19 protein-coding genes and 1 riboswitch are annotated in these 23,775 nt (G+C 73.1%); of the genes, 6 read left to right on the forward strand and 13 right to left on the reverse strand.

All coding sequences use genetic code 11. The features are described 5' to 3' along the window. Nucleotides 1-107 precede the first annotated feature (107 nt). A complete protein-coding gene (locus ACZ60W_RS10975) occupies nucleotides 108-755 on the reverse strand; it encodes an isochorismatase family protein (RefSeq protein WP_469755035.1) in 648 nt (215 codons plus the stop codon). Between the two features lie 143 nt (nucleotides 756-898). Between ACZ60W_RS10975 and ACZ60W_RS10980 the strand changes: the two genes are divergently transcribed. Beyond that, entirely contained in the window at nucleotides 899-1,591 is a 693-nt protein-coding gene (locus ACZ60W_RS10980; protein ID WP_469755036.1) for a TetR/AcrR family transcriptional regulator, read from the forward strand. Between the two features lie 82 nt (nucleotides 1,592-1,673). Here ACZ60W_RS10980 and ACZ60W_RS10985 read toward each other — a convergent pair whose 3' ends face one another. The 5 genes from ACZ60W_RS10985 to ACZ60W_RS11005 form a co-directional block, all read right to left on the reverse strand. After that, the gene (locus ACZ60W_RS10985) at nucleotides 1,674-2,081 is read right to left on the reverse strand and encodes a peptidoglycan-binding domain-containing protein (RefSeq protein ID WP_469755037.1); all 408 of its coding nucleotides are present in this window, start codon (nucleotides 2,079-2,081) and stop codon (nucleotides 1,674-1,676) included. 211 nt (nucleotides 2,082-2,292) lie between these two features. Beyond that, nucleotides 2,293-2,943 carry a thymidine kinase gene (locus ACZ60W_RS10990; RefSeq protein ID WP_366305553.1) on the reverse strand — a complete coding sequence of 217 codons (651 nt, stop codon included), beginning with the start codon at nucleotides 2,941-2,943 and terminating at the stop codon, nucleotides 2,293-2,295. A gap of 59 nt (nucleotides 2,944-3,002) precedes the next feature. Continuing rightward, complete coding sequence (locus ACZ60W_RS10995; RefSeq protein WP_469755038.1) at nucleotides 3,003-4,208, reverse strand: alkaline phosphatase family protein; 1,206 nt, start codon at nucleotides 4,206-4,208, stop codon at nucleotides 3,003-3,005. After that, nucleotides 4,208-4,804 carry a DUF5998 family protein gene (locus tag ACZ60W_RS11000; RefSeq protein ID WP_366305555.1) on the reverse strand — a complete coding sequence of 199 codons (597 nt, stop codon included), beginning with the start codon at nucleotides 4,802-4,804 and terminating at the stop codon, nucleotides 4,208-4,210. Before ACZ60W_RS11000 ends, ACZ60W_RS10995 begins: the two co-directional genes overlap by 1 nt. Before the next feature lie 40 nt (nucleotides 4,805-4,844). Beyond that, nucleotides 4,845-7,862 carry a bifunctional acetate--CoA ligase family protein/GNAT family N-acetyltransferase gene (locus ACZ60W_RS11005; RefSeq protein WP_469755039.1) on the reverse strand — a complete coding sequence of 1,006 codons (3,018 nt, stop codon included), beginning with the start codon at nucleotides 7,860-7,862 and terminating at the stop codon, nucleotides 4,845-4,847. Nucleotides 7,863-8,037: 175 nt separating this feature from the next. Here ACZ60W_RS11005 and ACZ60W_RS11010 point away from each other — a divergent pair, with 175 nt between their 5' ends. Then, nucleotides 8,038-8,319, forward strand: coding sequence for an HPr family phosphocarrier protein (locus tag ACZ60W_RS11010; RefSeq protein ID WP_469755040.1), 282 nt, complete (start codon nucleotides 8,038-8,040; stop codon nucleotides 8,317-8,319). 156 nt (nucleotides 8,320-8,475) lie between these two features. Here the strand turns inward: ACZ60W_RS11010 and ACZ60W_RS11015 are convergent, their stop codons facing one another. The 4 genes from ACZ60W_RS11015 to ACZ60W_RS11030 all read right to left on the reverse strand — a co-directional run bounded on the left by ACZ60W_RS11015 (nucleotide 8,476) and on the right by ACZ60W_RS11030 (nucleotide 13,237). Then, the gene (locus tag ACZ60W_RS11015) at nucleotides 8,476-9,159 is read right to left on the reverse strand and encodes a GntR family transcriptional regulator (protein ID WP_469755041.1); all 684 of its coding nucleotides are present in this window, start codon (nucleotides 9,157-9,159) and stop codon (nucleotides 8,476-8,478) included. Nucleotides 9,160-9,357: 198 nt separating this feature from the next. Further along, entirely contained in the window at nucleotides 9,358-10,128 is a 771-nt protein-coding gene (locus ACZ60W_RS11020; RefSeq protein ID WP_469755042.1) for a M23 family metallopeptidase, read from the reverse strand. Nucleotides 10,129-10,141: 13 nt separating this feature from the next. Next, a riboswitch (cyclic di-AMP (ydaO/yuaA leader) is annotated at nucleotides 10,142-10,303 on the reverse strand. 199 nt (nucleotides 10,304-10,502) lie between these two features. Continuing rightward, nucleotides 10,503-11,900: a M16 family metallopeptidase gene (locus ACZ60W_RS11025; RefSeq protein ID WP_469755043.1), complete on the reverse strand. Its 1,398-nt coding sequence runs from the start codon at nucleotides 11,898-11,900 to the stop codon at nucleotides 10,503-10,505. Beyond that, nucleotides 11,897-13,237, reverse strand: coding sequence for a M16 family metallopeptidase (locus ACZ60W_RS11030; protein WP_469755142.1), 1,341 nt, complete (start codon nucleotides 13,235-13,237; stop codon nucleotides 11,897-11,899). The genes ACZ60W_RS11025 and ACZ60W_RS11030 overlap by 4 nt, the downstream gene beginning before the upstream one ends. Before the next feature lie 187 nt (nucleotides 13,238-13,424). Here ACZ60W_RS11030 and ACZ60W_RS11035 point away from each other — a divergent pair, with 187 nt between their 5' ends. Further along, the gene (locus tag ACZ60W_RS11035; RefSeq protein WP_469755044.1) at nucleotides 13,425-15,884 is read left to right on the forward strand and encodes a DNA gyrase/topoisomerase IV subunit A; all 2,460 of its coding nucleotides are present in this window, start codon (nucleotides 13,425-13,427) and stop codon (nucleotides 15,882-15,884) included. A gap of 229 nt (nucleotides 15,885-16,113) precedes the next feature. Further along, the gene (locus ACZ60W_RS11040) at nucleotides 16,114-17,952 is read left to right on the forward strand and encodes a GmrSD restriction endonuclease domain-containing protein (RefSeq protein WP_469755045.1); all 1,839 of its coding nucleotides are present in this window, start codon (nucleotides 16,114-16,116) and stop codon (nucleotides 17,950-17,952) included. Nucleotides 17,953-17,978: 26 nt separating this feature from the next. On the opposite strand, the gene ACZ60W_RS11045 is transcribed toward ACZ60W_RS11040, so the two are convergent. Then, nucleotides 17,979-19,031: a CobW family GTP-binding protein gene (locus tag ACZ60W_RS11045; RefSeq protein WP_469755046.1), complete on the reverse strand. Its 1,053-nt coding sequence runs from the start codon at nucleotides 19,029-19,031 to the stop codon at nucleotides 17,979-17,981. Nucleotides 19,032-19,154: 123 nt separating this feature from the next. Between ACZ60W_RS11045 and ACZ60W_RS11050 the strand changes: the two genes are divergently transcribed. Both ACZ60W_RS11050 and ACZ60W_RS11055 read left to right on the forward strand, forming a co-directional pair. Next, nucleotides 19,155-20,882: a sensor histidine kinase gene (locus tag ACZ60W_RS11050; protein ID WP_469755047.1), complete on the forward strand. Its 1,728-nt coding sequence runs from the start codon at nucleotides 19,155-19,157 to the stop codon at nucleotides 20,880-20,882. Continuing rightward, nucleotides 20,879-21,568: a DUF7342 family protein gene (locus ACZ60W_RS11055; RefSeq protein WP_469755048.1), complete on the forward strand. Its 690-nt coding sequence runs from the start codon at nucleotides 20,879-20,881 to the stop codon at nucleotides 21,566-21,568. The genes ACZ60W_RS11050 and ACZ60W_RS11055 overlap by 4 nt, the downstream gene beginning before the upstream one ends. 104 nt (nucleotides 21,569-21,672) lie before the next feature. On the opposite strand, the gene ACZ60W_RS11060 is transcribed toward ACZ60W_RS11055, so the two are convergent. Further along, entirely contained in the window at nucleotides 21,673-23,265 is a 1,593-nt protein-coding gene (locus tag ACZ60W_RS11060; RefSeq protein WP_469755049.1) for a solute symporter family protein, read from the reverse strand. Further along, nucleotides 23,262-23,750, reverse strand: coding sequence for a DUF485 domain-containing protein (locus ACZ60W_RS11065; protein WP_469755050.1), 489 nt, complete (start codon nucleotides 23,748-23,750; stop codon nucleotides 23,262-23,264). The genes ACZ60W_RS11060 and ACZ60W_RS11065 overlap by 4 nt, the downstream gene beginning before the upstream one ends. Between the last annotated feature and the right edge of the window lie 25 nt (nucleotides 23,751-23,775).

Here is a 23,775-nt window from a genome sequence, read left to right on the forward strand (position 1 = left end):
CCCCCCCCCCCCCCCCCCCCCCCCCCCCCCCCCCCCCCCCCCCCCCCCCCCCCCCCCCCCCCCCCCCCCCCCCCCCCCCCCCCCCCCCCCGACGCGCTCCCGCCGGGTCAGCCGGCCGGGGTGAGGGCGACGAGCTCGTCGACGGTGCGGGCCACGGTGCCGAAGAGGTCGGTGACCGTCGTGAGGGCGGCGGCCTGGAGGGCGTCGGACGGCAGGACGCCGCCGTCGGGGGCGGCCAGCGGGCGGGTGGCGGTGGCCTCGGCGACCACGGTGGGACGGTAGCCGCGGTGGAAGGCGCCCTGGGCGGTGAAGAGGACGCACATGTGCGTCATGAAGCCGGCGATGACGAGGTCGCCGTCGGCACCGAGGCCCTGGAGGGTCTCGTGGAGGTCGGTGGCGTGGAAGGCGTCGGGGAACTGCTTGACGACCACCTTCTCCCCCTCGACCGGGGCGACCTCGTCGCTGATGGCCCCGATGTCGGCCCGGATGTCGTAGGGGGTGCCCTCTCCCCCGTCGTTGACGACGTGCACGACGGGCGTCCCGGCGGCGCGGGCGGCCGCGAGCAGCCTGGCGCCCGCGGCGAGCGCCTCCTCGGCCCCGTCGAGGCGCATGACGCCGGAGCGGTAGGTGTTCTGGAAGTCGACCATGATCAGGGCCGATCCGGCCAGGCGCGGGAGGTCCTGGGGAAGGCCGATCACCTCGCGCAGGGTGGCGGAGGCGGTCGTGGTGGGGGCGGTCGAGGCGGTGGTGGTCACGGGGTTCCCTTTCGGCGGGTGGAGGCGAGGGGTGTTACACACGCTAACACATCTCGTAATCGATGATTACGAGAGAACGGGTGCGGCGCTCCCTTCGCGGCGAACCCCCAGGTCCGGGCTGTTAGCGCTGTTATCGTGGGGCCATGTCGACGGCCCGAGAACGCATCCTGGAAGCCACCGGAGAGCTGCTCGCCACCAAGGACGCCCTGGCCATCTCGACCCGCGCCATCTGCGACCGCGCCAAGGTCGGCATGCCCGAGATCTACCGCCAGTTCGGCGACAAGCAGGGGCTGCTCACGGCCGTGGCCGACGTCGGCTTCGAGCGCTTCCTCGCCGACAAGCGGCGCAACCCGCTCACCGACGATCCGGTGGCGGACCTCCGCACCGCCTGGGACAGCCACGTCGCGTTCGCGCTGCGCAACCCCCACCTCTACCGGCTGATGTTCACTCCGACGGGTGACGCCAAGCCGCGCGCGATCGACGAGGCCCGGGCGATCCTCCTCCAGGCCGTCGAGCGCTGCCGCGACGCCGGACGTCTGCGCACGGCCCCCGAACTCGCCGGCCAGACGATCCTCTCCGCCAACGTGGGCGTGTGCATGATGGCGCTCTCCTTCCCCGACCCGTTCGGGGATCCCGCCATCTCGTGGTCGGTGCGCGACGCTGTCATCGGCAAGGTCACCGGCGACGAGCGGGAGGACGCGCGGATCGGCACCGCGACCGTCCTCGCCCAGGCGCTCGTCGGCACCCTCACCGGCACCTCGCCCGCCGACGGCGCGGCCCTCGGCCGCCTCACGGACGCGCTGCGCCCGCCGGTCCGCCCGGACCCGCGGGCCTGACCCCGCCACCGACGGCACGAAGGGCCTCCCGGGAATCCCGGGAGGCCCTTCGTGGACGGGCCCGGCGCGCGGCCGGCCCGCCTCAGTAGGTCGTGGGCACGTAGCTGTAGCAGAAGCCCTTGCCGGCCCCGCCGCCGCTCCAGTCCGGGTCGCCCTCGAACATCAGCATGTCGCCGGTCCGCGGGCCCACGATGCCGTCGGCGGACAGGGAGCCGCCCGTGCCCTGCTGCACCTGGATCACGGCCTGACGGGTCTTCGGGCCCCAGATCCCGTCCTCGACGACCTTGGCGACACCCCAGTAGCGGCCGCGGTCGATCGCGTAGTTGATCAGGTGCTGCACGCACCGGACGGCGTTGGTGCCGTTCGGGTAGCCGTTGCCGATGTACGACGCGCCGGTCGACGCGCTCGCGCTGCCGCCCGTCACGGTCCCGGTGAGCAGGGCGGCGGCGGCCGCGACGAGGGCGGCCTGCGACGTGAGCTTCTTGAACAAGGCAGGTTCTCCTGGAGAGGTGGACGGAAGTGGTGCGGCCACCACTCTCCGCCGCCCCGGACCAGGGGTGCGACGGCTCCGCCGGGATGGGACGTCCCATCCCGCGGACACCCCCTCCGACCTGCGCGGAGGGACGCGTCCCAGGGTCATCCGGGGACGCGTGAGCCGACCCGCGGGAGGCTCCGGAGCCGAGCCGCCGGGGACGGCGGGGTCAGGTCTGGTTGACCGGGAGGACGTCGGGCGACAGCGCGCCGGCGCGGGCGGCGGCCGAGGTCATGCGGCGCCGGTGGTGGCGGCGGCAGAGGACCTCGTAACCGATCTCCTCCGAGGGCCGGTTGACGTCGCCGACCACGACCTGTTCGCCCTCGACGACCATCTCGCCGCCCACCGTGCGGGCGTTGTGCGTGGCGCGCGCGCCGCACCAGCAGAGGGCCTCGACCTGGAGCTGTTCGATCCGGTCCGCCAGCTCGATGAGCCGCTGCGAACCGGGGAAGAGCTTGGTCCGGAAGTCCGTGGTGATGCCGAACGCGAAGACGTCCATTCCCAGGTCGTCGACGATCCGGGCGAGCTGGTCGATCTGGTCCGGGGCGAGGAACTGCGCCTCGTCCACGATCACGTAGTCCGCCTTGCCGCCCTGGGAGAGCTGCCCGACGAGGTAGGCGTAGAGGTCCATGCCCTCGCCGGCCTCGACCGCCTCCGTCACCAGGCCGAGGCGGGAGGAGAGCTTGCCCTCGCCCGCCCGGTCGTCACGGGTGAAGATCACGCCCTGGAGCCCGCGGGCCGACCGGTTGTGGCCGATCTGGAGGGCCAGGGTGCTCTTCCCGCAATCCATCGTTCCGGAGAAGAAGACCAGCTCGGGCATGACGGGTCGGGGACCTTTCAGGTCGTGGGGGGTGAGGGGCGGGTAGGGGTGGCGGGGGGTCAGGAACGGACTTCGAGCAGCGGGACGAGCTGCTCCGCGGGGGTCATCGACCCGTGCATCCCGGCCATCGCGGACTCGTGGGGCTCGTTGACGGAGGCGGTGATCGCGACGTCGTCGTGGGCCGCGGCGACGACGTCGCCGATGCGCCCGTGGACGCGCGCGTCGATCTCGTCCCCGAACCAGCCGAGGGCGATGGCCTCGTCGCGGCCCGCGACCCAGAACTGCTCGCCGACGACCTCGCGCCAGCAGGTCAGGACGTCCGCCTCGGCGCCGGGCACCGCGTAGACGTGCCGCGCGCGGCCTTCGCCGCCGAGCAGGGCGACGCCGGCGCGCAGCTCCCAGTCCTCGTCGAAGTCGATGCGGTGCCGGTCGTCGAACGGGATGTCGACCATGCCGTGGTCCGCCGTGACGTACAGCGTCGAGCGGGGCGGCAGCTGCTCGGCGAGCCGCTGCACCAGCCGGTCGACGAACATCAGCTGGCCGCGCCAGGCGTCGGAGTCGATGCCGAAGCGGTGGCCCGCGCCGTCGAGTTCGCTGTAGTACGTGTACACCAGCGAACGGTCGCCGGCGGCGAGCTGCTCGGCGGCGAAGTCCACGCGCTCCTCGCCGGAGAGCCGCCCGTGGAACGTTCCGCCGCTGAGCGCGACCTTGGTCAGCGGGGTCTGCTCGAAGATCGGGGAGGAGACCTGGGCGGTGTGGATCCCGGCGTCGTGCGCGAGCTGGAAGACCGTCGGGTACGGCTGCCAGACGTGCGGCGGGGTCCACGGCTTCCAGCGCAGCTGGTTCATCAGCGCGCCGGTGTCGGGGTCGCGCACCGTGTAGCCGGGCAGGCCGTGCGTGCCGGGGTAGCGCCCGGTGCCGACCGAGGCCAGCGAGGTCGCGGTGGTGGCGGGGAACCCGGCGGTGATCGGGCGGCCCGTGCCGCCGCGCGAGGAGCCGAGCAGCGAGGTCAGGTAGGGCGCCTCGTCCGGGTGGGACCTGATCTGCTCCCAGCCGAGGCCGTCGATCAGGAAGACGCAGTTCCGGTCGGCCGGCGCCAGCTCCGCGATCCGCGGGGCGAAACCGGGCACGCCTTGGCCGGCGACGAGCGTCGGCAGCAGGTCGCCGAGCGAGCCGGAGGTGTACTCGGGCACCGGCGCGCTCGCGGGGGCGAGCGGGACCGGGTCGTCGGGCCAGCCGTGGGTCATGCCGGCGGGCTGCGCCATCAGCGGGTGGGCGCGGCGGTCGCCGCGATGGCTTCGGAGAGGGCCTGGGCGAAGGCGAGCGTCTGCCGGACGGTGTCCGGTCCGTCGCCGGCCTCGCTCACCCGCAGGCTCAGGTCGTCGGCGGTGGCGTTGCCCGTGTAGCCGTGGTCGGCGTCGCAGTTGGAGTCGCCGCAGGCGGCGGGCTCCAGGTCGATGCGGGAGACCGCGCCCCAGCCGATGGTGAGGACGACCTCGCGGGGCAGCGTGCCCGGCGTGTACGACTCCGGGTTGGCGACCACCCGGCTGACGACGACCGACGAGATCCGGTCGAGCTTCACGGACTCGGTGGACGTCGTGGCGTAGGGCGTCGGGGAGCTGGTGTCCGCGGCCTGCTCGTCGGTGTGGCTGACGATGAAGCGGTGCGGGGTCAGGACGAGGACGGTGACGTGGCGCCGGACCTCGTTCGCGTCGAACGTGGTCTCCTGGTGGACCACGTAGGACGCGACGGCCTCGCCGCCGACGGCGGCCTCCACCGCCTCGGCCACGAGTGCCGGGTAGTAGCCGCTGCGCTCGATCGCCGCGCGCAGCCCCTGGGTCGTCGTCCCGCTCTTTGCCATGGACTCCATCCTACGGGGCCGTGGGCCCCCTCCGGCCCCGTCAGTAACGGGGCAGGCTGCGCGGACCGAGGTCGGTCCGGGGCGCCGGAGGGGCCAGCCGGACGGTGGCGCCGAGGACGGAGAGCCCGCGCGGGGCGACCACCACCGGCTCCAGGGAGACGGCGACCACCTCGGGATGGTCGTCGACGAGCCGTGAGACCCGCAGCAGCAGCTCTTCGAGGGCCGGGGTGTCGACGGGTGCGGAGCCGCGCCAGCCGAAGAGCAGCGGCGCGGTCCTCAGCGAGCGGACGAGGTCGGCGACGTCCCGGTCGGTGGCCGGGACCAGCCGGTGGGCCGTGTCGCCGAGCAGTTCGGAGGGTGCGCCCGCGAGGCCGAAGGAGAGGACGGCGCCGACGGCGGGGTCGATCGCGGAGCGCACGACGGTGTCGACGCCCCGGGGCACCATCGCCTGGACGACGGGCTGGAGCTCCTCCGGCTTACCGAGGACCTCGGTGAGTTCGGCGTACGCGGTGCGGAGCTGTTCCTCGGAGGCGAGGTCCAGGCGGACGCCGCCGAGGTCGGGCCGGTGGCGCAGGTGCGGCGCCGTCGTCTTGAGGGCGACGGGGTAGCCGAGGCGCGCGGCGGCCGCGACGGCGGCGTCGGGGGTGGGCGCCGGCAGGGTCGGACGGACGGCGACGCCGTACCGCGCGAGCAGCTCCCCGGCCTCGTCGGTGCCGAGGGTCACACCCCGGGAGTCGGCGTCGTCGGCGTCCCTGTCGCCGAGCACGCGCGCGATGAGGGCGGCGGCGCCCGCCTCGTCGATGTCCTCGTACTCGGGAACCCGTCCGGGGTCGGCCGCCTGACGCCGCCACTGGCCGTACCGCACCGCCTCGGCCAGCGCCCGCACCGCCCGCTCGGCGGCGGGATAGGCGGGGATGGCGGCGGGCGCCGCGGGGGCCGGGGGCGCCTCCTCCGCTCCGGCGGGCCGAGCCGCACGGGTGGCGGCGTCGGCGCCGGCGGGCGGGGCCGTGTGAGGCACGTCGCCTCCGGGGCGCGCGGTGGAGGGGGCGGCGACGCCGGCCTCGGGGCGGGACCCGGTCGGGGTGTCCGCCGCGGCCGGGTCCGGCCGGCGGACGGCGGCGGGGGTCGTGCCGTCGCGGCCGGGAGGGGCGGGGCGCGTGCTCGTGGCGACCGCGAGGGCCTCGGCGAGCCCGCCCATCTCGACGTGGACCACGACGACGGGCTTGGTGGGCGCGGGGGCCGAGGCGACGGCCTCGCGGAGGGCGGCGGCGAGGACCTCGCCGTCGCCGAACTCGGTGGCGCCGTTCTCGCCGACCCAGGGGATCGCGGTGACGACGACCGCGTCGGACGTCTCGTCGGCGAGCGCCGCCGCCAGGGCGTCGCGGAAGTCCGCCGGCACCGCGCCCGTCGTGAGGTCGAGCGGGCGCAGCGGCCGCAGCCCCTCGGTCAGGCAGGCGTCGTAGGTGAGGAGGCCGAGCGACTCGGAGTTGCCGAGGATCGCGACGCGGGGCCCTGCGGGCAGCGGCTGGGCGGCGAGCAGGAGGCCGGCGTCGACGAGTTCGGTGACGGTGTCGACGCGGATGACGCCGGCCTGGCGAAGCAGCGCGGAGACGGTGGCGTGCGGGATGCGGGTGACCGGGACCCGGTGGCCGGGTGGGGCGCTGCCGCTGTGCCGGGCTCCCTTGACGACCACGACCGGCTTGACGGCGGCGGTGCGGCGGGCGAGCCGGGTGAACTTGCGGGGGTTGCCGATCGACTCCAGGTAGAGGAGGACGACGTCGGTTCCGGGGTCGTCGTACCAGTGCTGGAGGAAGTCGTTGCCCGAGACGTCGGCGCGGTTGCCGGCCGAGATGAAGGAGGAGAGGCCCGCGCCGCGGCGGTGGAGCCCGGCGAGGAGGGCGATGCCGATGGCGCCCGACTGCGTGAAGAGCCCGATGCGGCCGGCGGCCGGCATCTGGGGGGCGAGCGAGGCGTTGAGCCGGACGTCGGCGGCGGTGTTGATGATCCCGAAGGCGTTCGGGCCGATGATGCGCATCCCGTACGAGCGGGCCTGCCGGACGAGCCGGCGCTGGCGCTCCCGGCCCTCGGCCCCGCTCTCCGCGTATCCGGCGGAGAGGACGACGACGCCGCGGACGCCGTGCTCGCCGCAGTCGGCGACGGCCTCGGGGACGCGTTCGGCGGGGACGGCGACGATCGCCAGGTCCACCGGTTCCCCGATGGCGCCGACGGACGGGTGGGCGGGGACGCCGTCGAGCTCGGCGGGGCCGTCGGTGAGCGCGGCGTTCACCGCGTACACGCGGCCGCCGAAGCCGGCGCCGACCAGGTTGCGGAGGACGGTCCTGCCGACGCCGCCGGGGGCCCGTCCGGCGCCGACCACGGCGACGGAGCGGGGGTCGAGGAGCCGCTGGACGGAGCGCGCCTCCGCGCGCTGTTCCCGGGCGCGCTGGACGGCGAGGGAGCGGTCGGTGGGTTCGAGGTCGAGGTGGAGCCGTACGGAGCCGTCCTCGAAGCTGCGCTTCTGGGTGTAGCCGGCGTCCGTGAAGACCTTGATCATCTTGTTGTTGGCGGGGAGCACCTCGGCGGCGAAGCGCCGGATGTCCCGCTCGCGCGCCACGGCCGCGATGTGTTCGAGGAGGGCGGAGGCGACGCCGCGGCCCTGGTGGGCGTCCTGGACGAGGAAGGCGACCTCGGCCTCGTCGGCGGGGCGGGAGGCGGGCATCCCCCGGTCGTCGATGCGGTCGTAGCGGACGGTGGCGATGAACTCGCCGCCCACGGTCGCCGCGAGCCCCACCCGGTCCACGAAGTCGTGGTGGGTGAAGCGGTGGACGTCCTTGGCCGACAGGCGGGGGTAGGGGGCGAAGAAGCGGTAGTACTTCGACTCGTCCGAGACCTGCTCGTAGAAGCTGACGAGCCGCTCGGCGTCGTCGGCGGTGATGGGTCTGATGCGGGCGGTGCCGCCGTCGCGGAGGACCACGTCCGCTTCCCAGTGGTCGGGGTAGGCGTGCTCCGGCCGGGCCGGTCGTTCCGTCGCTTCCGACTGCTCCGACGCGCTGTGCATGGGGTCAGCCTACGGCCGCGACACCGGCGTGGCACCGCTCGCGCGGCGGGGGTGTGCCGTGCAAGGTAGGGAGGGCCGAAAGGCGGTCCGGTCCGGGCCGAAGGTCGGCGCGAGCACCACGCAGCACATGAGAGACTGGTCTAGACAACCCGCTTGAGACCCGAAGGGCAACACCATGGCTGAGCGCCGCGTCAACGTCGGCTGGGCCGAGGGCCTGCACGCCCGCCCCGCGTCCATCTTCGTCCGTGCCGCCACGGCGTCCGGCGTCCCGGTGACCATCGCCAAGGCCGACGGCTCCCCGGTGAACGCCGCGTCCATGCTCGCCGTGCTCGGCCTGGGCGCGCAGGGCGGCGAGGAGATCGTCCTGGCCTCCGACGCCGACGGCGCCGAGGTCGCGCTGGACCGTCTCGCGAAGCTGGTGGCCGAGGGCCTCGACGAGCTCCCCGAGACCGTCTGAGCCGCTTTCCCGCGGAATCCCGACCGGATTCCGCCCACGCAGAGCCGTGACCGCAGAAACAAAGGCGGTCACGGCTTTCGCTTTCCCGGGAGCCTTTATTTCGGGCAGCACGAACAGCGCCCGCCGAATTACTCTTCTTTGTATACGGCCACTGCGTTAATTCCGGACGCTCGCCGTGTTGACGACATGTTGCGAAACCCTCACACGGCCGCGCTCCCGTGTTTTCAGACGATGCAGCGGCAGGGTGCGCTCCGCGTGCAGCGCGGTCAGCGCCCTGGCCCGCTCGGCGTCGCCGCGCGCCACCGCGTCGACGATCGCGCCGTGCTCGGACCAGACCTCGACCGGCTGGGCGGGCTGGTCCACCGTGTACATCCAGGCGATCTTGTGGCGCAGCTGGGTGAGCAGCGCCGTCAGGGCCGGGCTGCCCGATGCCTGCGCGAGGGTCTCGTGGAACCAGCCCCCGAGCGAGCGCAGGTCCTCGCCCTGGCCGCGCCGGGCCCGCTCCTGGCCCAGCCTGACCAGGCCCCGCAACACTTGGGGGGGGGGGGGGGGGGGGGGTGGGCCCCCCCCCCCCCCCCCCAGCGGTTCCAGCAGCGACCGCATGTCGAGGAGGTCGGCCGCCTCCTGGTCCGTCGGCTCGGCGACGTGCGCGCCCGCGTGCCGGCGGGTGAGGACGAAGCCCTCGGACTCCAGGGTGCGCAGGGCCTCGCGGACCGGGACGCGGGAGACCCCGTACCGGCGGGCGAGCTGTTCCTCGGTCAGCCGACTGCCCCGCTCGTAGACACCGGAGACGATGTCGTCCCGGATCGCCGTGCATACCGACTGCGCGGGAATGCGCATGTCCGACCTCCGCCTTGGTCCGCGCGAGACAATTCGAGCGGCGCCTGTTCTGCGCCTGATCTTCGACTCTATTGCAGCGCGCCGGAATTTCCGATGCCCCGACGGAATTCTTGGCGAATGGACACCGCCACGGGCAGCGAAAAGCCCCGGCTCAGTACGAGCCGGGGCTTTTGCGACGCGCTGCGCGGGCGGTGCGGGTCAGACCGCGACGCCGCGGGCGCGGAGGTACGCGATCGGGTTGATGTCGGAGCCGTAGTCCGCGCCCGTGCGCGCCTCGAAGTGGAGGTGCGGGCCGGTGGAGTTGCCGGTCGAGCCGGAGACGCCGATCGGCTGGCCGGGCTCGACGGTCTGGCCGACGTGGACCCCGACGGAGGAGAGGTGCCCGTACTGGGTGAACGTGCCGTCGTTCATCTTGATGACGATGTTGTTGCCGTACGCGCCGCCCCAGCCGGCCTCGACGACGGTGCCGGAGCCGACGGAGACGACCTGCGTGCCGTAGGCCGCGTGGAAGTCGACGCCGGAGTGGCTGCCGGAGGACCAGAGCGAACCGCCGGTCTGGTAGCCGGTGGAGATGTAGGAGCCGGCGACGGGGAGCTGGAAGGAGGCCAGGCGGCGGCGCTCGGCCTCGCGGGCGGCGCGCTCACGCTCCAGCCGGATCTCCTTGGCGCGGGCCTCGGCCTTGCGCTTCGCCTCGGCCTTGGCCTTGGCCTGGGCGATGACCTCGACGGCCTCCCGCTCCTGGGCGGCGGCCTGGGCGTTGAGCCGGTCCACGAGGGAGTCCTCGGTGATCACCTGGGTGAGGCCGGTGTCCTCGGGGGAGCGGTTGTCCGTGTCGGCGGCGAGCGCCGGGGAGGCGAGGGTTCCGATGACGCCGGTGGTGGCGAGGGTCGCGACGCCTGCGATGCCCACGCCGCGGCGTGCCATCCGGCTCGGACCACGATGCTTCCCGGTGGCACGGGTGAACGCCATGAAGTGGCTGGTCCTTTCCTTCCTTCTCGCCTACCGGGTTAGCTGACGGGTTCGGAGCAGGAAGGTCTCCTACGGGCCCCTCCGTACGGGACGAAGGCGTCCGATTCACCCCAGGGACGTGTGGGTCCCCGGCTCCCCAGGCTCGCGCCTGACGGGGACTCGGCGATGACTGTCCGATGCCGCGGCTGCGGCACGTGCAACTGACGGACAGCCGCACCGACGCTATGCGGATCGTCTTTCAATCACCAACCGGACAGGCATTTTGTAAGACATGCCACAGGTCAAACGATCACCGGTGCTCCCAATACGGACAAACGGGAAGACCCCGACGAACCTGCCGTCGGGGTCCTCCCGTTGCCTCACGAGGGCCGGAATCAGCCCGTCACGACGGTCACTTCGCCGATGCCGAGCTCCCGCACCGGCTCCGCGATCTGCGCCGCGTCGCCCACCAGCACCGTCACGAGCCGGTCCACGGGGAAGGCGCTGACGACGGCCGCGGTCGCCTCGACCGTGCCCGTCTCCGCCAGCCGCGCGTACAACTGGGCCTGGTAGTCGTCCGGGAGGTGCTGCTCGACCTGGTCGGCGAGCGTCCCGGCGACGGAGGCGGCCGTCTCGTACTTCAGCGGCGCGACGCCCACCAGGTTCTGCACGGCGGTCTCCCGCTCCGCGTCCGTCAGCCCCTCGGCGGCGAGGGTGCGCAGCACCTGCCACAGGTCGGCGAGGGCCGGACCGGTGTTGGGGGTGTCGACGGAGCCGCTGATGGCGAGCATCGAGGCGCCGTCGCCCGCGGCGTTCGAGCGGAGCACCTGGCCGAAGGCCCGCACGCCGTACGTGTAGCCCTTCTCCTCGCGCAGGACCCGGTCGAGCCGCGAGGTGAGGGTGCCGCCGAGGCAGTACGAGCCGAGGACCTGGGCCGGCCAGACGCGGTCGTGCCGGTCGGGACCGACGCGGCCGGTGAGCAGCTGGGTCTGGACGGCGCCGGGACGGTCCACGATGACGACCCGTCCGGTGTCGTCGGCGGTGATCGGCGGCATCGGGAGCGGCTCGGCCGGCTCGCCGGTCCAGGCGCCCAGCGTGTCCGCGAGGACCTTGTCGAGGTCGACGCCGGTCAGGTCGCCGACGACGACCGCGGTGGCCGTGGCGGGCCGCACGTACGCCTCGAAGAAGGCGCGCACGGCGGCCGCGTCGATCGCGGCGACGGTCTCCTCGGTGCCCTGGCGGGGCCGGGACATCCGGGAGGCGGCCGGGAAGAGCTCCTTGGAGAGCTGCTTGGCGGCGCGGCGGCCCGGGTTGGCCGTCTCGTGCGGGATCTCGTCGAGCCGGTTGCGCACCAGGCGCTCGACCTCGGTCTCCAGGAACGCCGGGGCGATCAGGGCCTCGGCCAGCAGCCCCAGGGCCTTGGGCAGCCGGGAGGCGGGCACCTCCAGGGAGACCCGGACGCCCGGGTGGTCGGCGTGCGCGTCGAGCGTGGCGCCGCAGCGCTCCAGCTCGGCCGCGAACTCCTCCGCGCTGTGCTGGTCGGTGCCCTCCGAGAGCGCCCGCGCCATGATGGTGGCCACGCCGTCGAGACCGGCGGGCTCGGCGTCCAGCGGGGCCGGCAGGAAGATCTCCACCGCCACGACCTGCTGGCCGGGGCGGTGACTGGTCAGCAGCGTCAGGCCGTTGTCCAGGGTCGTCCGGTCCGGGGCGGGGAAGGCCCAGGGCCTGGCGACACCCGGCGCCGGCTGCGGGTGGAAGTCCATGCTGGTCAAAGACACGGCAGCGTCGGTCACTGGTCCGCTCCCTCTTCCTCGTCGCTGTCGCTCTCGTCGGCGGCCACCGGCTCGTAGACCAGGACCGCGCGGTTGTCCGGGCGCAGCTTGGCCGCGGCGACCGCCTGCACCTCCTCGGCGGTGACGGCCAGGACCCGGTCCACGGCCGTCAGGGCGAGCTGCGGGTCGCCGAACAGCACGGCGAACCGGCACAGTTCGTCGGCACGGCCCGCCACGGTGCCCAGCCGGTCCAGCCACTCGCGCTCCAACTGGGCCTGCGCGCGCTCCATCTCCTCGGGCGTCGGGCCCTCGGCCGCGAACCGCGCGAGCTCCTCATCGACGGCCGCCTCGATCTGCGGGACCTCGACGCCACCGGAGGTCTTCACGTCCAGCCAGCCCAGCGAGGGCGCGCCGGCCAGGCGCAGCAGGCCGAAGCCGGCGGCGACGGCCGTGCGGTCGCGGCGGACCAGCCGGTTGTGCAGGCGGGAGGACTCGCCGCCGCCCAGGACCGTCAGCGCCAGGTCGGCGGCGTCGCACTCGCGCGTGCCGTCGTGCGGCAGCCGGTAGGCGGCCATCAGCGCGCGGGCCGGGACCTCCTCCTCGACGACCTCGCGCAGCTGCTCGCCGATGACGTCCGGGAGGGAGCCGTCGCGCGGCGGCCGCTTGCCGTCGTGCTGCGGGATGGAGCCGAAGTACTTCTCGATCCAGGCGAGGGTCTGCTCCGGGTCGATGTCGCCGACGACGGACAGCACCGCGTTGTTCGGGGCGTAGTACGTGCGGAAGAAGTTCCGCGCGTCCTCCAGCGTCGCCGCGTCCAGGTCGGCCATGGAGCCGATCGGCGTGTGGTGGTAGGGGTGACCCTCCGGGTAGGCCAGCGCCGTGAGCTTCTCGAAGGCCGTGCCGTAGGGCACGTTGTCGTACCGCTGGCGGCGCTCGTTCTTGACGACGTCCCGCTGGTTCTCCATGGACTCGTCGTCCAGGGCGGCCAGCAGGGAGCCCATGCGGTCGGCCTCCAGCCAGAGCGCGAGCTCCAGCTGGTGGGTGGGCATGGTCTCGAAGTAGTTGGTGCGCTCGAAGCTCGTCGTGCCGTTGAGCGAACCGCCCGCGCCCTGCACCAGCTCGAAGTGACCGTTCCCGTGGACCTGCTTCGAGCCCTGGAACATCAGGTGCTCGAAGAGGTGGGCGAGGCCCGTGCGGCCCTCGACCTCGTGGCGCGAGCCGACGTCGTACCAGAGGCAGACCGCCGCGACCGGGGTCAGGTGGTCCTCCGACAGCACCACACGCAGGCCGTTCGCCAACCGGTGCTCGGTCGCTGTCAGGCCGCCGGAGCCGGCCTCGGCCGTGGCCGTGTGACCCATGGGCATGTACGTCCCTTCGATCGCGATGTGAAAAAGTCCTGCCACTGTATGCAAGCGCGCCGACACCTGGCGAAGTTCCCGCCCGGTCCTGATGTCCCTCTTCCGGGTCGCGGTCGGCGTTGTCGGTGGCACGGTCCACAATGGTCCGCGTCAGATCAACCTTGTTGGTGAAGGAGCCGCAGCCGCGATGGCCCGCCGCAGCACGAAGACACCGCCGCCGGACGACGCGTTCGAGGAGCGAATCCTCGACATCGACGTCGTCGACGAGATGCAGGGCTCCTTCCTCGAGTACGCGTACTCGGTGATCTACTCGCGCGCGCTCCCGGACGCCCGCGACGGGATGAAGCCCGTCCAGCGCCGCATCGTCTACCAGATGGGCGAGATGGGGCTGCGCCCCGACCGCGGCTTCGTGAAGTGCGCCCGCGTCGTCGGCGAGGTGATGGGCAAGCTCCACCCGCACGGCGACGCGTCGATCTACGACGCCATGGTCCGCATGGCGCAGCCGTTCTCCATGCGGCTCCCGCTGGTCGACGGCCACGGCAACTTCGGTTCCCTCGGCAACGACGACCCGCCGGCCGCCATGCGGTACACCGAGTCGCGGATGGCCCCGGCCGCGCTGCTCATGACCGAGTCCATCGACGAGGACACGGTCGACTTCGCGCCGAACTACGACGGGCAGGAGCAGGAGCCGGTCGCGCTCCCCGCCGCCTACCCGAACCTCCTGGTCAACGGCGCGTCCGGCATCGCGGTCGGCATGGCGACCAACATGCCGCCGCACAACCTCGGCGAGGTCATCGCGGCCGCCCGGCACCTGATCCGCCACCCGAGCGCCGACCTCGAGACCCTCATGCGGTTCGTGCCCGGCCCCGACCTGCCCACCGGCGGCCGGATCGTCGGCCTCTCCGGCATCAAGGACGCCTACGAGTCGGGCCGCGGCTCCTTCAAGATCCGCGCCACGGCGACCGTGGAGACGGTGACGGCCCGCCGCAAGGGCATCGTCGTGACCGAGCTGCCCTTCACGGTCGGTCCCGAGAAGGTCATCTCCAAGATCAAGGACCTGGTCGGTTCCAAGAAGCTCCAGGGCATCGCGGACGTCAAGGACCTCACCGACCGCAGCCACGGCCTGCGCCTCGTCATCGAGGTCAAGAACGGCTTCGTGCCCGAGGCCGTCCTGGAGCAGCTCTACAAGCTGACGCCGATGGAGGAGTCCTTCGGCATCAACAACGTGGCACTGGTCGACGGCCAGCCGCTCACCCTCGGCCTCAAGGAGCTCCTGGAGGTCTACCTCGACCACCGCTTCGAGGTCGTCCGGCGCCGCTCCGAGTTCCGCCGCACCAAGAAGAGCGACCGCCTCCACCTGGTGCTCGGCCTGCTCGTCGCGCTGCTCGACATCGACGAGGTCATCCGCCTCATCCGGGAGAGCGACAACTCCGCGCAGGCCAAGGAGCGCCTGATGGAGCGCTTCTCGCTGAGCGAGATCCAGACGCAGTACATCCTGGACACCCCGCTGCGCCGCCTCACCCGCTTCGACCGGCTGGAGCTGGAGACCGAGCGCGACCGGCTCAACGGCGAGATCGACGAGCTGACCGGCATCCTCGACTCCGACGCCGAGCTGCGCAAGCTCGTCTCGGCGGAGCTGGCCGCGGTCGCCAAGAAGTTCGCCACCGACCGCCGCACGGTCCTGCTGGAGTCCGCCGGCGCGCCCGTCGCGGCGGTGTCGCTCCAGGTCGCGGACGACCCCTGCCGGGTCCTGCTCTCCTCGACCGGCCTCCTCGCGCGCACGGCGAGGGCCGAGCTGCCCCCGGTCGACCCGGAGGGCGCCCGGGCCAAGCACGACGTCATCCTCTCCGCGGTGGCGGCCACCCAGCGCGGTGACGTCGGTGCGGTGACCTCGGCCGGCCGGCTGCTGCGGATCGCGGTGATCGACCTGCCGCAGCTCCCGGACACCGCGAGCGCCCCGAACCTGGCGGGCGGCGCGCCGCTCTCGGAGTTCCTGTCCCTGGAAGCCGACGAGACGGTGGTCTGCCTGACCACGCTCGACGAGTCCTCCCCCGGCCTCGCCCTCGGCACGCTCCAGGGCGTGGTGAAGCGCGTGGTGCCGGACTACCCGGCGAACAAGGACGAGCTGGAGGTCATCACCCTCAAGGACGGTGACCGGATCGTCGGCGCGACCGAACTGCGCACCGGCGAGGAGGACCTGGTCTTCATCACCTCCGACGCCCAGCTGCTGCGCTACCAGGCCGCGCAGGTCCGGCCCCAGGGCCGCCCCGCGGGCGGCATGGCCGGCATCAAGCTGACCGCCGGCGCCGAGGTGCTCTCCTTCACCGCGGTCGACCCGGCGGCGGACGCCGTCGTCTTCACCGTCGCGGGCTCCACGGGCACCCTGGACGATTCTGCGGCCACCTCGGCGAAGCTGACCCCCTTCGACCAGTACCCGCGCAAGGGCCGCGCCACCGGCGGCGTCCGCTGCCAGCGCTTCCTGAAGGGCGAGGACGTCCTGATCCTGGCCTGGGCGGGCGCCACCCCGGCACGCGCCGCCCAGAAGTCCGGCGCCCCGGTCACCCTGCCCGCACCGGACCCCCGCCGCGACGGCTCCGGCACCCCCCTCCCCCAGCCGGTCGACGTGGTGGCGAGCCCGGTCTCCTGACCGGACCGACGACGGGAAGAGACCCCGCGCGCAGGCCAACAGCCTGTCGCACGGGGTCTCTTCCCGTTCGGACGAAGCGAAGGCCCCGGGTCTCTCCGGACCTCCTCGAACGGGGTCTCCGTCTCGCAGGACCGGCGGACGGGCTTCCCGGCTGCCGGGTAGCCTCGGCCCGGTGACCGGCCGGGGGGCTGCTCCGGCACGTCTGACGCCCGAGTGAAGGATGGCCGCGTTGACGGACGAAGCATTCAGCATCGACAAGCGCCCGCTCCGTGATCTGCTCCGGCAGGTCGCGGAGGGCAGAGCGCAGCTCCCCGAGTTCCAGCGGGGCTGGGTGTGGCCCCATCCGAACATCACCGCGCTGCTCGCTTCCGTCTCGCAGGGGTTTCCGGTCGGCACGGTCATGACCCTGCAGTCCGGCGGGGACGTCCGGTTCAAGCACCGGCCGATCGAGGGGGCGGAGCCGCCCCCGGGCACCGAGCCGGAGACCCTCGTCCTCGACGGCCAGCAGCGTCTCACCTCGCTCTTCCAGTCGATCAAACTGGGGAAGCCGGTGGTGACCCAGGACCTGCGCAAGCACCGGGTGACCGGCTGGTTCTACGCCGACATGCGCGCGGTCCTGGACGGACAGACCGACCGCGAGGACGCGATCCGCTTCCTGCCGGAGGACAAGCTCGTGAAGACCTTCCGCGGCGAGGTGCTCCACGACTACTCGACCCGCGAGAAGGAGTACGAGGCCCACCTCTTCCCGCTGAACGCCGTCCTCGACCCGTACGACTGGCGGACGGGCTTCGAGGGGTACTGGTGGGACCGCGACAAGGAGAGCCTCCGTGTCTGGCGGCGGTTCGAGGAGGTCTTCGTCAGGAACTTCGACCGCTATCAGGTGCCCGTCATCTCCCTCGGCAAGAACACGGCGCGTCAGGCCGTCTGCCAGGTCTTCGAGAACGTCAACACCGGTGGCGTCTCCCTCACCGTCTTCGAGCTCCTCACCGCCACCTTCGCGGCGGACGAGTTCGACCTGCGGCGGCACTGGGAGGAGGAGGTCAAGGCGGCCTGGCAGGCGCCGGAGTACCGGATCATCAAGGACGCGTCGAACACCGACTTCCTCCAGTCGGTCACGCTGCTCGCCACGGCCGCCCGGCGTGACGAGGCCGTGGCACGCGGGGTGGCGGAGGATCGGCTCCCACGCATCGGCTGCAAGCGCAAGGACATGCTGGAGCTGCGCCTCGACGAGTACCGGCGCTTCGCGCCCCTGGTCGTCCAGGGGTTCAAGCGCGCGGCGAAGTTCCTGCACCAGCAGTTCGTCTTCGACACCAGGTTCCTGCCGTACGGCACCCAGCTCATCCCGCTCGCGGCGATCCTGGCGCTCGCGGGCGAGGACGCACAGAGCGCCGGGGCCCAGCACAAGCTCGCCCGCTGGTACTGGTGCGGGGTCTTCGGAGAGCTGTACGGCGGCTCGACCGAGACCCGGTTCAGCCACGACCTGCCGGACGTCGTCGGCTGGATCAGGGGCACCTCGGGCGAACCCCGCACGATCGAGGCCGCGGAGTTCGCGCCCAGCCGGCTCCTGACGCTGCGGACCCGCAACAGCGCCGCGTACAAGGGCATCTACGCCCTGCTGCTCAAGGCCGGCGCCATGGACTGGCGCACCGGCGAGAAGGCGGAGATCACCGGCTACTTCGACGAGTCGATCGACATCCACCACATCTTCCCGAAGGTGTGGTGCGAGGAGGCCGGCAAGGACCCCGGGCACTACAACTCCATCGTCAACAAGACCCCCCTGACCGCCCGTACCAACCGGATCATCGGAGGCAACGCCCCCTCCGACTACCTGGTCAAGCTCGCCAAGAGCGCGGAGTCGACGCCGGAGGTGGTCCACGGGCACATCCGGTCCCACCTCGTCACGCCGGAGCTGATGGCGCTCGACGACTTCCACGCCTTCTTCGCCGCCCGGAAGGCCGCTCTGCTCGCGCGGGTCGCCTCGGAAATGGGAAAAGTCATCGTGGACGACGGCACGGACGGCTCCGACCACGACGCGCTGGGTGCCGGGGAACTCGCGGACGCCCCCTGAGCCTCGTCGCGCTCGCGGCGGTCCGGTCAGGCGGGTTCCTCCTCCGTCCCCGGCACGTACCGCAGGACGCCCCACATCCCGGTCTCGTCGGGGGCGTCGTGCGGGCCGTCCACCTCGCAGGAGGCCAGTTCCTTGCGGAGGCCGGCCGCGTCGACGCCGGAGCCGATGAGGACGAGCTGGGTGAGCCGCTCCTCGCCCTCGGGCCAGGGCTCGGGGTAGAAGCGCAGGAAGCGGCCGACCGCGTGGACGGCGTAGCGGTTCGCCGGGTCGGCGGGCCCGAAGTCGACGAAGCCCTTGATGCGGTAGAGACCCTCGGGGCGGGCGTCGAGGAAGGCCATCAGCCGACGGGGGTGGAGCGGGGTGGCGGCGGTCAGGGACACGGTCTCGTACGACGCGTGGGGGTGGGCCCGCGGGTCGCCGCCGTCCTCCTCGCCGTAGAGGATGTCCTCGATCGACATCTGGCCCTCGATCTCCCCCTCGGGGACCACCCGGTCGAAGAGCAGCTCCGGGTCGATCCGCCCGTGCGCGGCGTCGACGATCACGGCCTTCCCGGCGAGCCCTCCCACCGCCTCGTGGACGGCGAGCAGCTCGGCCCCGGAGACGCGGTCGGTCTTGTTCACGACCACGAGGTCGGCGATCGTCAGGTGCCGGTCGGTCTCGGGGTGCCGTGCGCGGGTCGCGGAGAACTCGGCCGCGTCGACGACCTGGACGAGCCCGCCGTACACGATCCGCTCGTTCTCGCTGGCGAGGACCATCCGCACCAGCTCCTGGGGCTCGGCGAGCCCGCTCGCCTCGATCACGATCACGTCGAGGCGCGACTCGGGCCGGGTGAGGACCTCCAGGTACTCGTCGAGCTCGCTCGCGTCGACGGCGCAGCACAGGCAGCCGTTGCCGAGGGAGACGGTGGAGCCGACCTGCCCGGCGATTCTCATCGCGTCGATGCCGATGTCGCCGAAGTCGTTCACCATGACCCCGATACGGGTCCCCCGGGAGCTGCGCAGCAGATGGTTGAGCAGCGTGGTCTTCCCGGCGCCGAGAAACCCGGCCAGGACGACGACGGGGATCTGCTGCGTGGTCAAGGGAGGTGCCTCCGGTTCCTTCGGGTCCCACGGCCGTGGGGTTCTCCAGAATAGGTTTCCGCACGGACACCGGGTGCCGACGCCATTTCCGGTCGGGGTGCGTGGCGCCGTACCTTTTCCGGCATGCAGCCCGCACAGACCAGCCCTCCGCGCCCCGCGGCGCGCCGTCGGCGGTTCGGCTGGCCGCAGCGGGTGTTCTCGCAGGTCCTGCTGATGCAGCTGGCCATCGCGGCCGGAGTGACCGTCCTCGCGACGGGGCTCTTCCTGGCCCCGCTCAGCGCCCAGCTCGACGACCAGGCCATGCGGCAGGCCCTGGCCATCGCCGACACCACGGCCTCGCCGCGCGTCGCCCGCGACCTCACCGGGAGCGCGCCCTCCGCCCGGGGGCCGGTCCAGACGGAGGCCGAACGGATCCGGGTCGCGACGGGCGCCGAGTACGTCGTGGTCATGGACACCCGCGGGGTGCGCTGGTCGCACACCGACCCCTCCCGGATCGGCGGGCGCGTCTCCACGGACCCGAGCGACGTGCTCGCCGGACGCGAGGTGATGGAGATCGACGACGGCACCCTGGGCCGCTCGGCACGCGGCAAGGTGCCGCTGCGGGACGCGGACGGGCGGATCGTCGGCGCGGTGTCGGTCGGCATCGCGTACGACGGCGTCCGGGACCGGCTCCTCGCCGCGATCCCCGGGCTCCTCGCCTACGCCGGCGGCGCGCTCGCCGCGGGGGCACTGGCCGCGTACCTGATCTCCCGGCGCCTCCAGCGCCAGACCCACGACCTGGCCTTCTCCGACATCTCCGCGCTCCTCGCCGAGCGCGAGGCGATGCTGCACGGCATCCGCGAGGGCGTGGTGGCCCTGGACCGCAACGGCTCCGTACGGCTGCTGAACGACGAGGCCCAGCGGCTCCTCGGCCTCGGTCCGGAGGCCGCGGGCAGGCCGCTGGACGAGGTCCTCGGCGCGGGCCGCACGGCGGACGTCCTCGCGGGCCGGGTCTCCGGCGACGACCTGGTCACCGTCCGCGGGCACCGGGTGCTGATCGCCAACCGGATGCCGACGGACGACGGCGGCGCCGTCGCGACCCTGCGCGACCGCACCGAGCTGGAACACCTCGGGCGCGAGCTGGACTCGACCCGCGGCCTCATCGACGCCCTCCGCGCGCAGGACCACGAACACGCCAACCGGCTGCACACCCTCCTGGGCCTGCTGGAACTGGAGATGCACGAGGAGGCCGTCGCGTTCGTCACCGAGGTCGTCGGCGTACACCGGGCCACCGCCGAGCAGGTCACGGAGAAGATCCACGACCCGCTCCTCGCCGCCCTCCTCGTCGGCAAGGCCACCGTCGCCGCCGAGCGCGGGGTCTCGCTCCGCCTCGCGCCCGACTCGCTGCTCCCGGACCGGCTCGTCGACCCGCGGGAGCTGGTCACCGTGGTCGGCAACCTGGTCGACAACGCCCTCGACGCCGTCGCCGGCACCGCCGGCGCCCGGGTCGGCGTCAGCTTCGTGGCCGAGGGGCCCACGGTCGTCCTGCGGGTCGCGGACAGCGGGCCGGGCGTCCCCCCGGACCGCCGCGAATTGATCTTCACCGAGGGCTGGACCACGAAGGCCCTCCCCGCGCACGGCAGGCGGGGGCTGGGGCTCGCCCTGGTCCGGCGGCTCGCCGAACGCCGGGGCGGCACCGCCCGGGTGACCGACGGGCCCGACGGCGGCGCCGCGTTCACGGTCGTCCTCCCCGACGCCCTGGCCGAGGAGCCGGAGCGCGCCGCGCCCCTCCCGGGCCCCGCCGCGCCCCTCGCGTCCGGGCTCCCGGTCGCCGGACGCACGGGGCCGGAGACGGCGGAGGACGTCCGATGATCGACGTGCTCGTGGTCGACGACGATGTCCGGGTCGCGCGGATCAACGCCGCGTACGTCGCCAAGATGCCGGACTTCCGGGTCGTCGCCACCGCCCACTCCAGCGCCGAGGCCCTGGCCGCCCTGGACGGACACGCCGTGGACCTGGTCCTCCTGGACCACTACCTGCCCGACGAGAACGGCCTCGCCGCCGTCCGCGAACTACGCGCACGCGGCCACCAGTGCGACGTGATCATGGTGACGGCAGCCCGCGACGTGGCGACCGTGCAGGCCGCGATGCGCCACGGAGCCCTGCAGTACCTGGTGAAGCCGTTCAACTTCGCCGGACTGCGCGCCAAGCTGGAGGCGTACGCGACCCTCCGCCGCGCCCTGGAGGGCGGCGGGGAGGCCGAGCAGGCCGAGGTGGACCGGATCTTCGGCGTCCTCTCGGCCGGCGCCGTCGCCCCGGACCTGCCCAAGGGCCACTCCCCCACCACGGCCGAGCTGGTCCGGCAGGTCCTGCTCGCCGCCGACGGACCGCTCTCCGCCCAGGAGATCGCCGAGCGGTCCGGCGTCAGCCGCCAGACCGCACAGCGCTACCTCAAGCTCCTCGAACGCACCGGCCGCGTCCGCCTCTCCCTCCGGTACGGGGAGACCGGCCGCCCCGAGCACCGGTACGCCTGGACCTCCTCGCACCCCGCACCCTGAGGGACCGACCGGAGGCCCCCACTCTGAGGCCCTTGCCCAGCCGGACGTCGGACGCTGGGGGCCTGGAAGCCCGGAGCCGGGCTTCCAGGGGCCTCGGCCCCGCGTCAGACGGCTCCGGCGCCGGTGAGGGCCCGGACCTCCGTCTCGGCGTGCCGGGCCTCGTCGGGCGGCTCCGACGAGGTCACCGTGCCGATCCAGCCCGCGAGGAAGCCGAGCGGGATGGAGACCACACCCGGGTTCTGCAGCGGGAACAGATGGAAGTCGACGGCGGGGAAGAGCGCCTCCGGGCTGCCGGAGACGACGGGCGAGAACACGACGAGCAGCACCGCGGGGACCAGGCCGCCGTACACCGACCAGACCGCGCCCCGGGTGGTGAACCGCCGCCAGAAGAGCGAGAACAGCAGCACCGGCAGGTTGGCGGAGGCCGCGACCGCGAAGGCCAGGCCGACGAGGAAGGCGACGTTCAGGTCCCGGGCCAGCAGCCCGAGTCCGATCGCCACGGCGCCGATCACCGCGGCGGCCACCCGGGCGACGGCCACCTCGCTGTACGGCTTCGCGTGCCGGCGGCGCAGCGAGCTGTACAGGTCGTGGGCCACGGACGCCGAGGAGGCCAGGGTGATGCCGGCGACCACGGCGAGAATGGTCGCGAAGGCGACGGCGGCGACGATGGCGAAGAGCACCGTGCCACCCGTGGAGCCCGCTCCGCCGCCGAGGTCGAGGGCGAGCAGCGGCACGGCCGTGTTCCCCGACGCGTTGGAGGCGCGGACCGTCTCCGGCCCGATCAGGGCGGCCGCGCCGAAGCCGAGCACGATGGTCATCAGGTAGAAGCTGCCGATGAGACCGATCGACCAGACGACGGAGCGCCGGGCGGCCCGGGCGGTCGGGACCGTGTAGAAGCGCGACAGGATGTGCGGCAGTCCGGCGGTACCCAGGACGAGCGCGAGGCCGAGGCTGATGAAGTCGAGCCGGGAGGTCCAGTCGCCGCCGTAGCGCAGGCCCGGGGCGAGGAAGTCCATGCCGTGGCCGCTGCGGTGGGCAGCCGTGGCGAGCAGGCTGTTCACGTCTCCGTGGAAGCGGAAGAGGACGAGGACGGTCAGTGCGACGGTCCCCGACATGAGCAGCACCGCCTTGACGATCTGGATCCAGGTGGTGGCCCGCATGCCGCCGAGCGACACGTAGACCACCATCAGGGCCCCGACGCCGATCACCGTCCAGGAGCGGGCCGCCTCGCCGGTGCCGCCGAGCAGCAGCGCGACCAGGCTCCCGGCGCCGACCATCTGCGCCACGAGGTACAGCACGGAGACCGCCACCGAGGAGGTGCCGGCGGCGATCCGCACCGGCCGCTCGGCCATCCGCGCGGCGACCACGTCGGCCAGCGTGAACCGTCCGCAGTTGCGGACCAGTTCGGCGACCAGGAGCAGCACGACCAGCCAGGCGACGAGGAATCCGACGGAGTACAGCATGCCGTCGTAGCCGTAGAGCGCGATCAGCCCGGAGATGCCCAGGAAGGAGGCCGCGGACATGTAGTCGCCGGCGATCGCGAAGCCGTTCTCCAGGGGGGAGAACAGCCGGCCCCCGGCGTAGAACTCCTCGGCCGAACCGTGCCGGTTCCGGCTCACCCAGGTCGTGATCCCCAGCGTGACCGCGACGAAGGCGCTGAAGAGCAGGAGGGCCAGGGTCTGGTGGTCTCCGGTCACGACTGCACCGCCCCTCGGGTCATCTCCTGGGTGTCCCAGCGCAGTTCCAGCGCCGCCCTGTCCCTGCGCAGCCGCGCGTGCCGCGCGTAGGCCCAGGTCAGCAGGAAGGTGGTGAGGAACTGTCCGAGCCCCGCGACCATCGCCACGTTCACCGCGCCCGCGACGGGCCGGGCCATCAGCCCGGGCGCCGCGGTCGCCGCCACCACATAGGCGAGGTACCAGAGCAGGAACGCGAGAGCGGCCGGGAAGACGAACCGGCGGTACCGGCTGCGCACTTCCTGGAAGGCCGGGCTCCGCTGCACCTCCAGATAGATCTCCGCCGCGCTGGGGACTCGCTGCCGCGGCACCGTGTCGGCGGGACCGCCACCGGACAGCCCGGCCGGCTCCGTGCGCTCACCCCCGTCGGTACCGGTCGCCTCGTACCAGGGGTCGCCGACCGGCATCGCCGACGCGTCGCGCCCCTCCTGCTCGTCCACCTGCTCCACCGGTAACTCTCCTTGTCAGCGAACC

This window comes from Streptomyces sp. NPDC104202 (genome assembly GCF_055584185.1).

Excerpts from the sequence above, each read along its gene's own strand:
- ACZ60W_RS10980 (WP_469755036.1), top strand. The coding sequence starts at position 899 with ATGTCGACGGCCCGAGAACGCATCCTGGAAGCCACCGGAGAGCTGCTC.
- ACZ60W_RS10990 (WP_366305553.1), bottom strand. The coding sequence starts at position 2,943 with ATGCCCGAGCTGGTCTTCTTCTCCGGAACGATGGATTGCGGGAAGAGC.
- ACZ60W_RS10995 (WP_469755038.1), bottom strand. The coding sequence starts at position 4,208 with ATGGCGCAGCCCGCCGGCATGACCCACGGCTGGCCCGACGACCCGGTC.
- ACZ60W_RS11000 (WP_366305555.1), bottom strand. The coding sequence starts at position 4,804 with ATGGCAAAGAGCGGGACGACGACCCAGGGGCTGCGCGCGGCGATCGAG.
- ACZ60W_RS11005 (WP_469755039.1), bottom strand. The coding sequence starts at position 7,862 with ATGCACAGCGCGTCGGAGCAGTCGGAAGCGACGGAACGACCGGCCCGG.
- ACZ60W_RS11010 (WP_469755040.1), top strand. The coding sequence starts at position 8,038 with ATGGCTGAGCGCCGCGTCAACGTCGGCTGGGCCGAGGGCCTGCACGCC.
- ACZ60W_RS11015 (WP_469755041.1), bottom strand. The coding sequence starts at position 9,159 with ATGCGCATTCCCGCGCAGTCGGTATGCACGGCGATCCGGGACGACATC.
- ACZ60W_RS11020 (WP_469755042.1), bottom strand. The coding sequence starts at position 10,128 with ATGGCGTTCACCCGTGCCACCGGGAAGCATCGTGGTCCGAGCCGGATG.
- ACZ60W_RS11030 (WP_469755142.1), bottom strand. The coding sequence starts at position 13,237 with ATGGGTCACACGGCCACGGCCGAGGCCGGCTCCGGCGGCCTGACAGCG.
- ACZ60W_RS11035 (WP_469755044.1), top strand. The coding sequence starts at position 13,425 with ATGGCCCGCCGCAGCACGAAGACACCGCCGCCGGACGACGCGTTCGAG.
- ACZ60W_RS11050 (WP_469755047.1), top strand. The coding sequence starts at position 19,155 with ATGCAGCCCGCACAGACCAGCCCTCCGCGCCCCGCGGCGCGCCGTCGG.
- ACZ60W_RS11055 (WP_469755048.1), top strand. The coding sequence starts at position 20,879 with ATGATCGACGTGCTCGTGGTCGACGACGATGTCCGGGTCGCGCGGATC.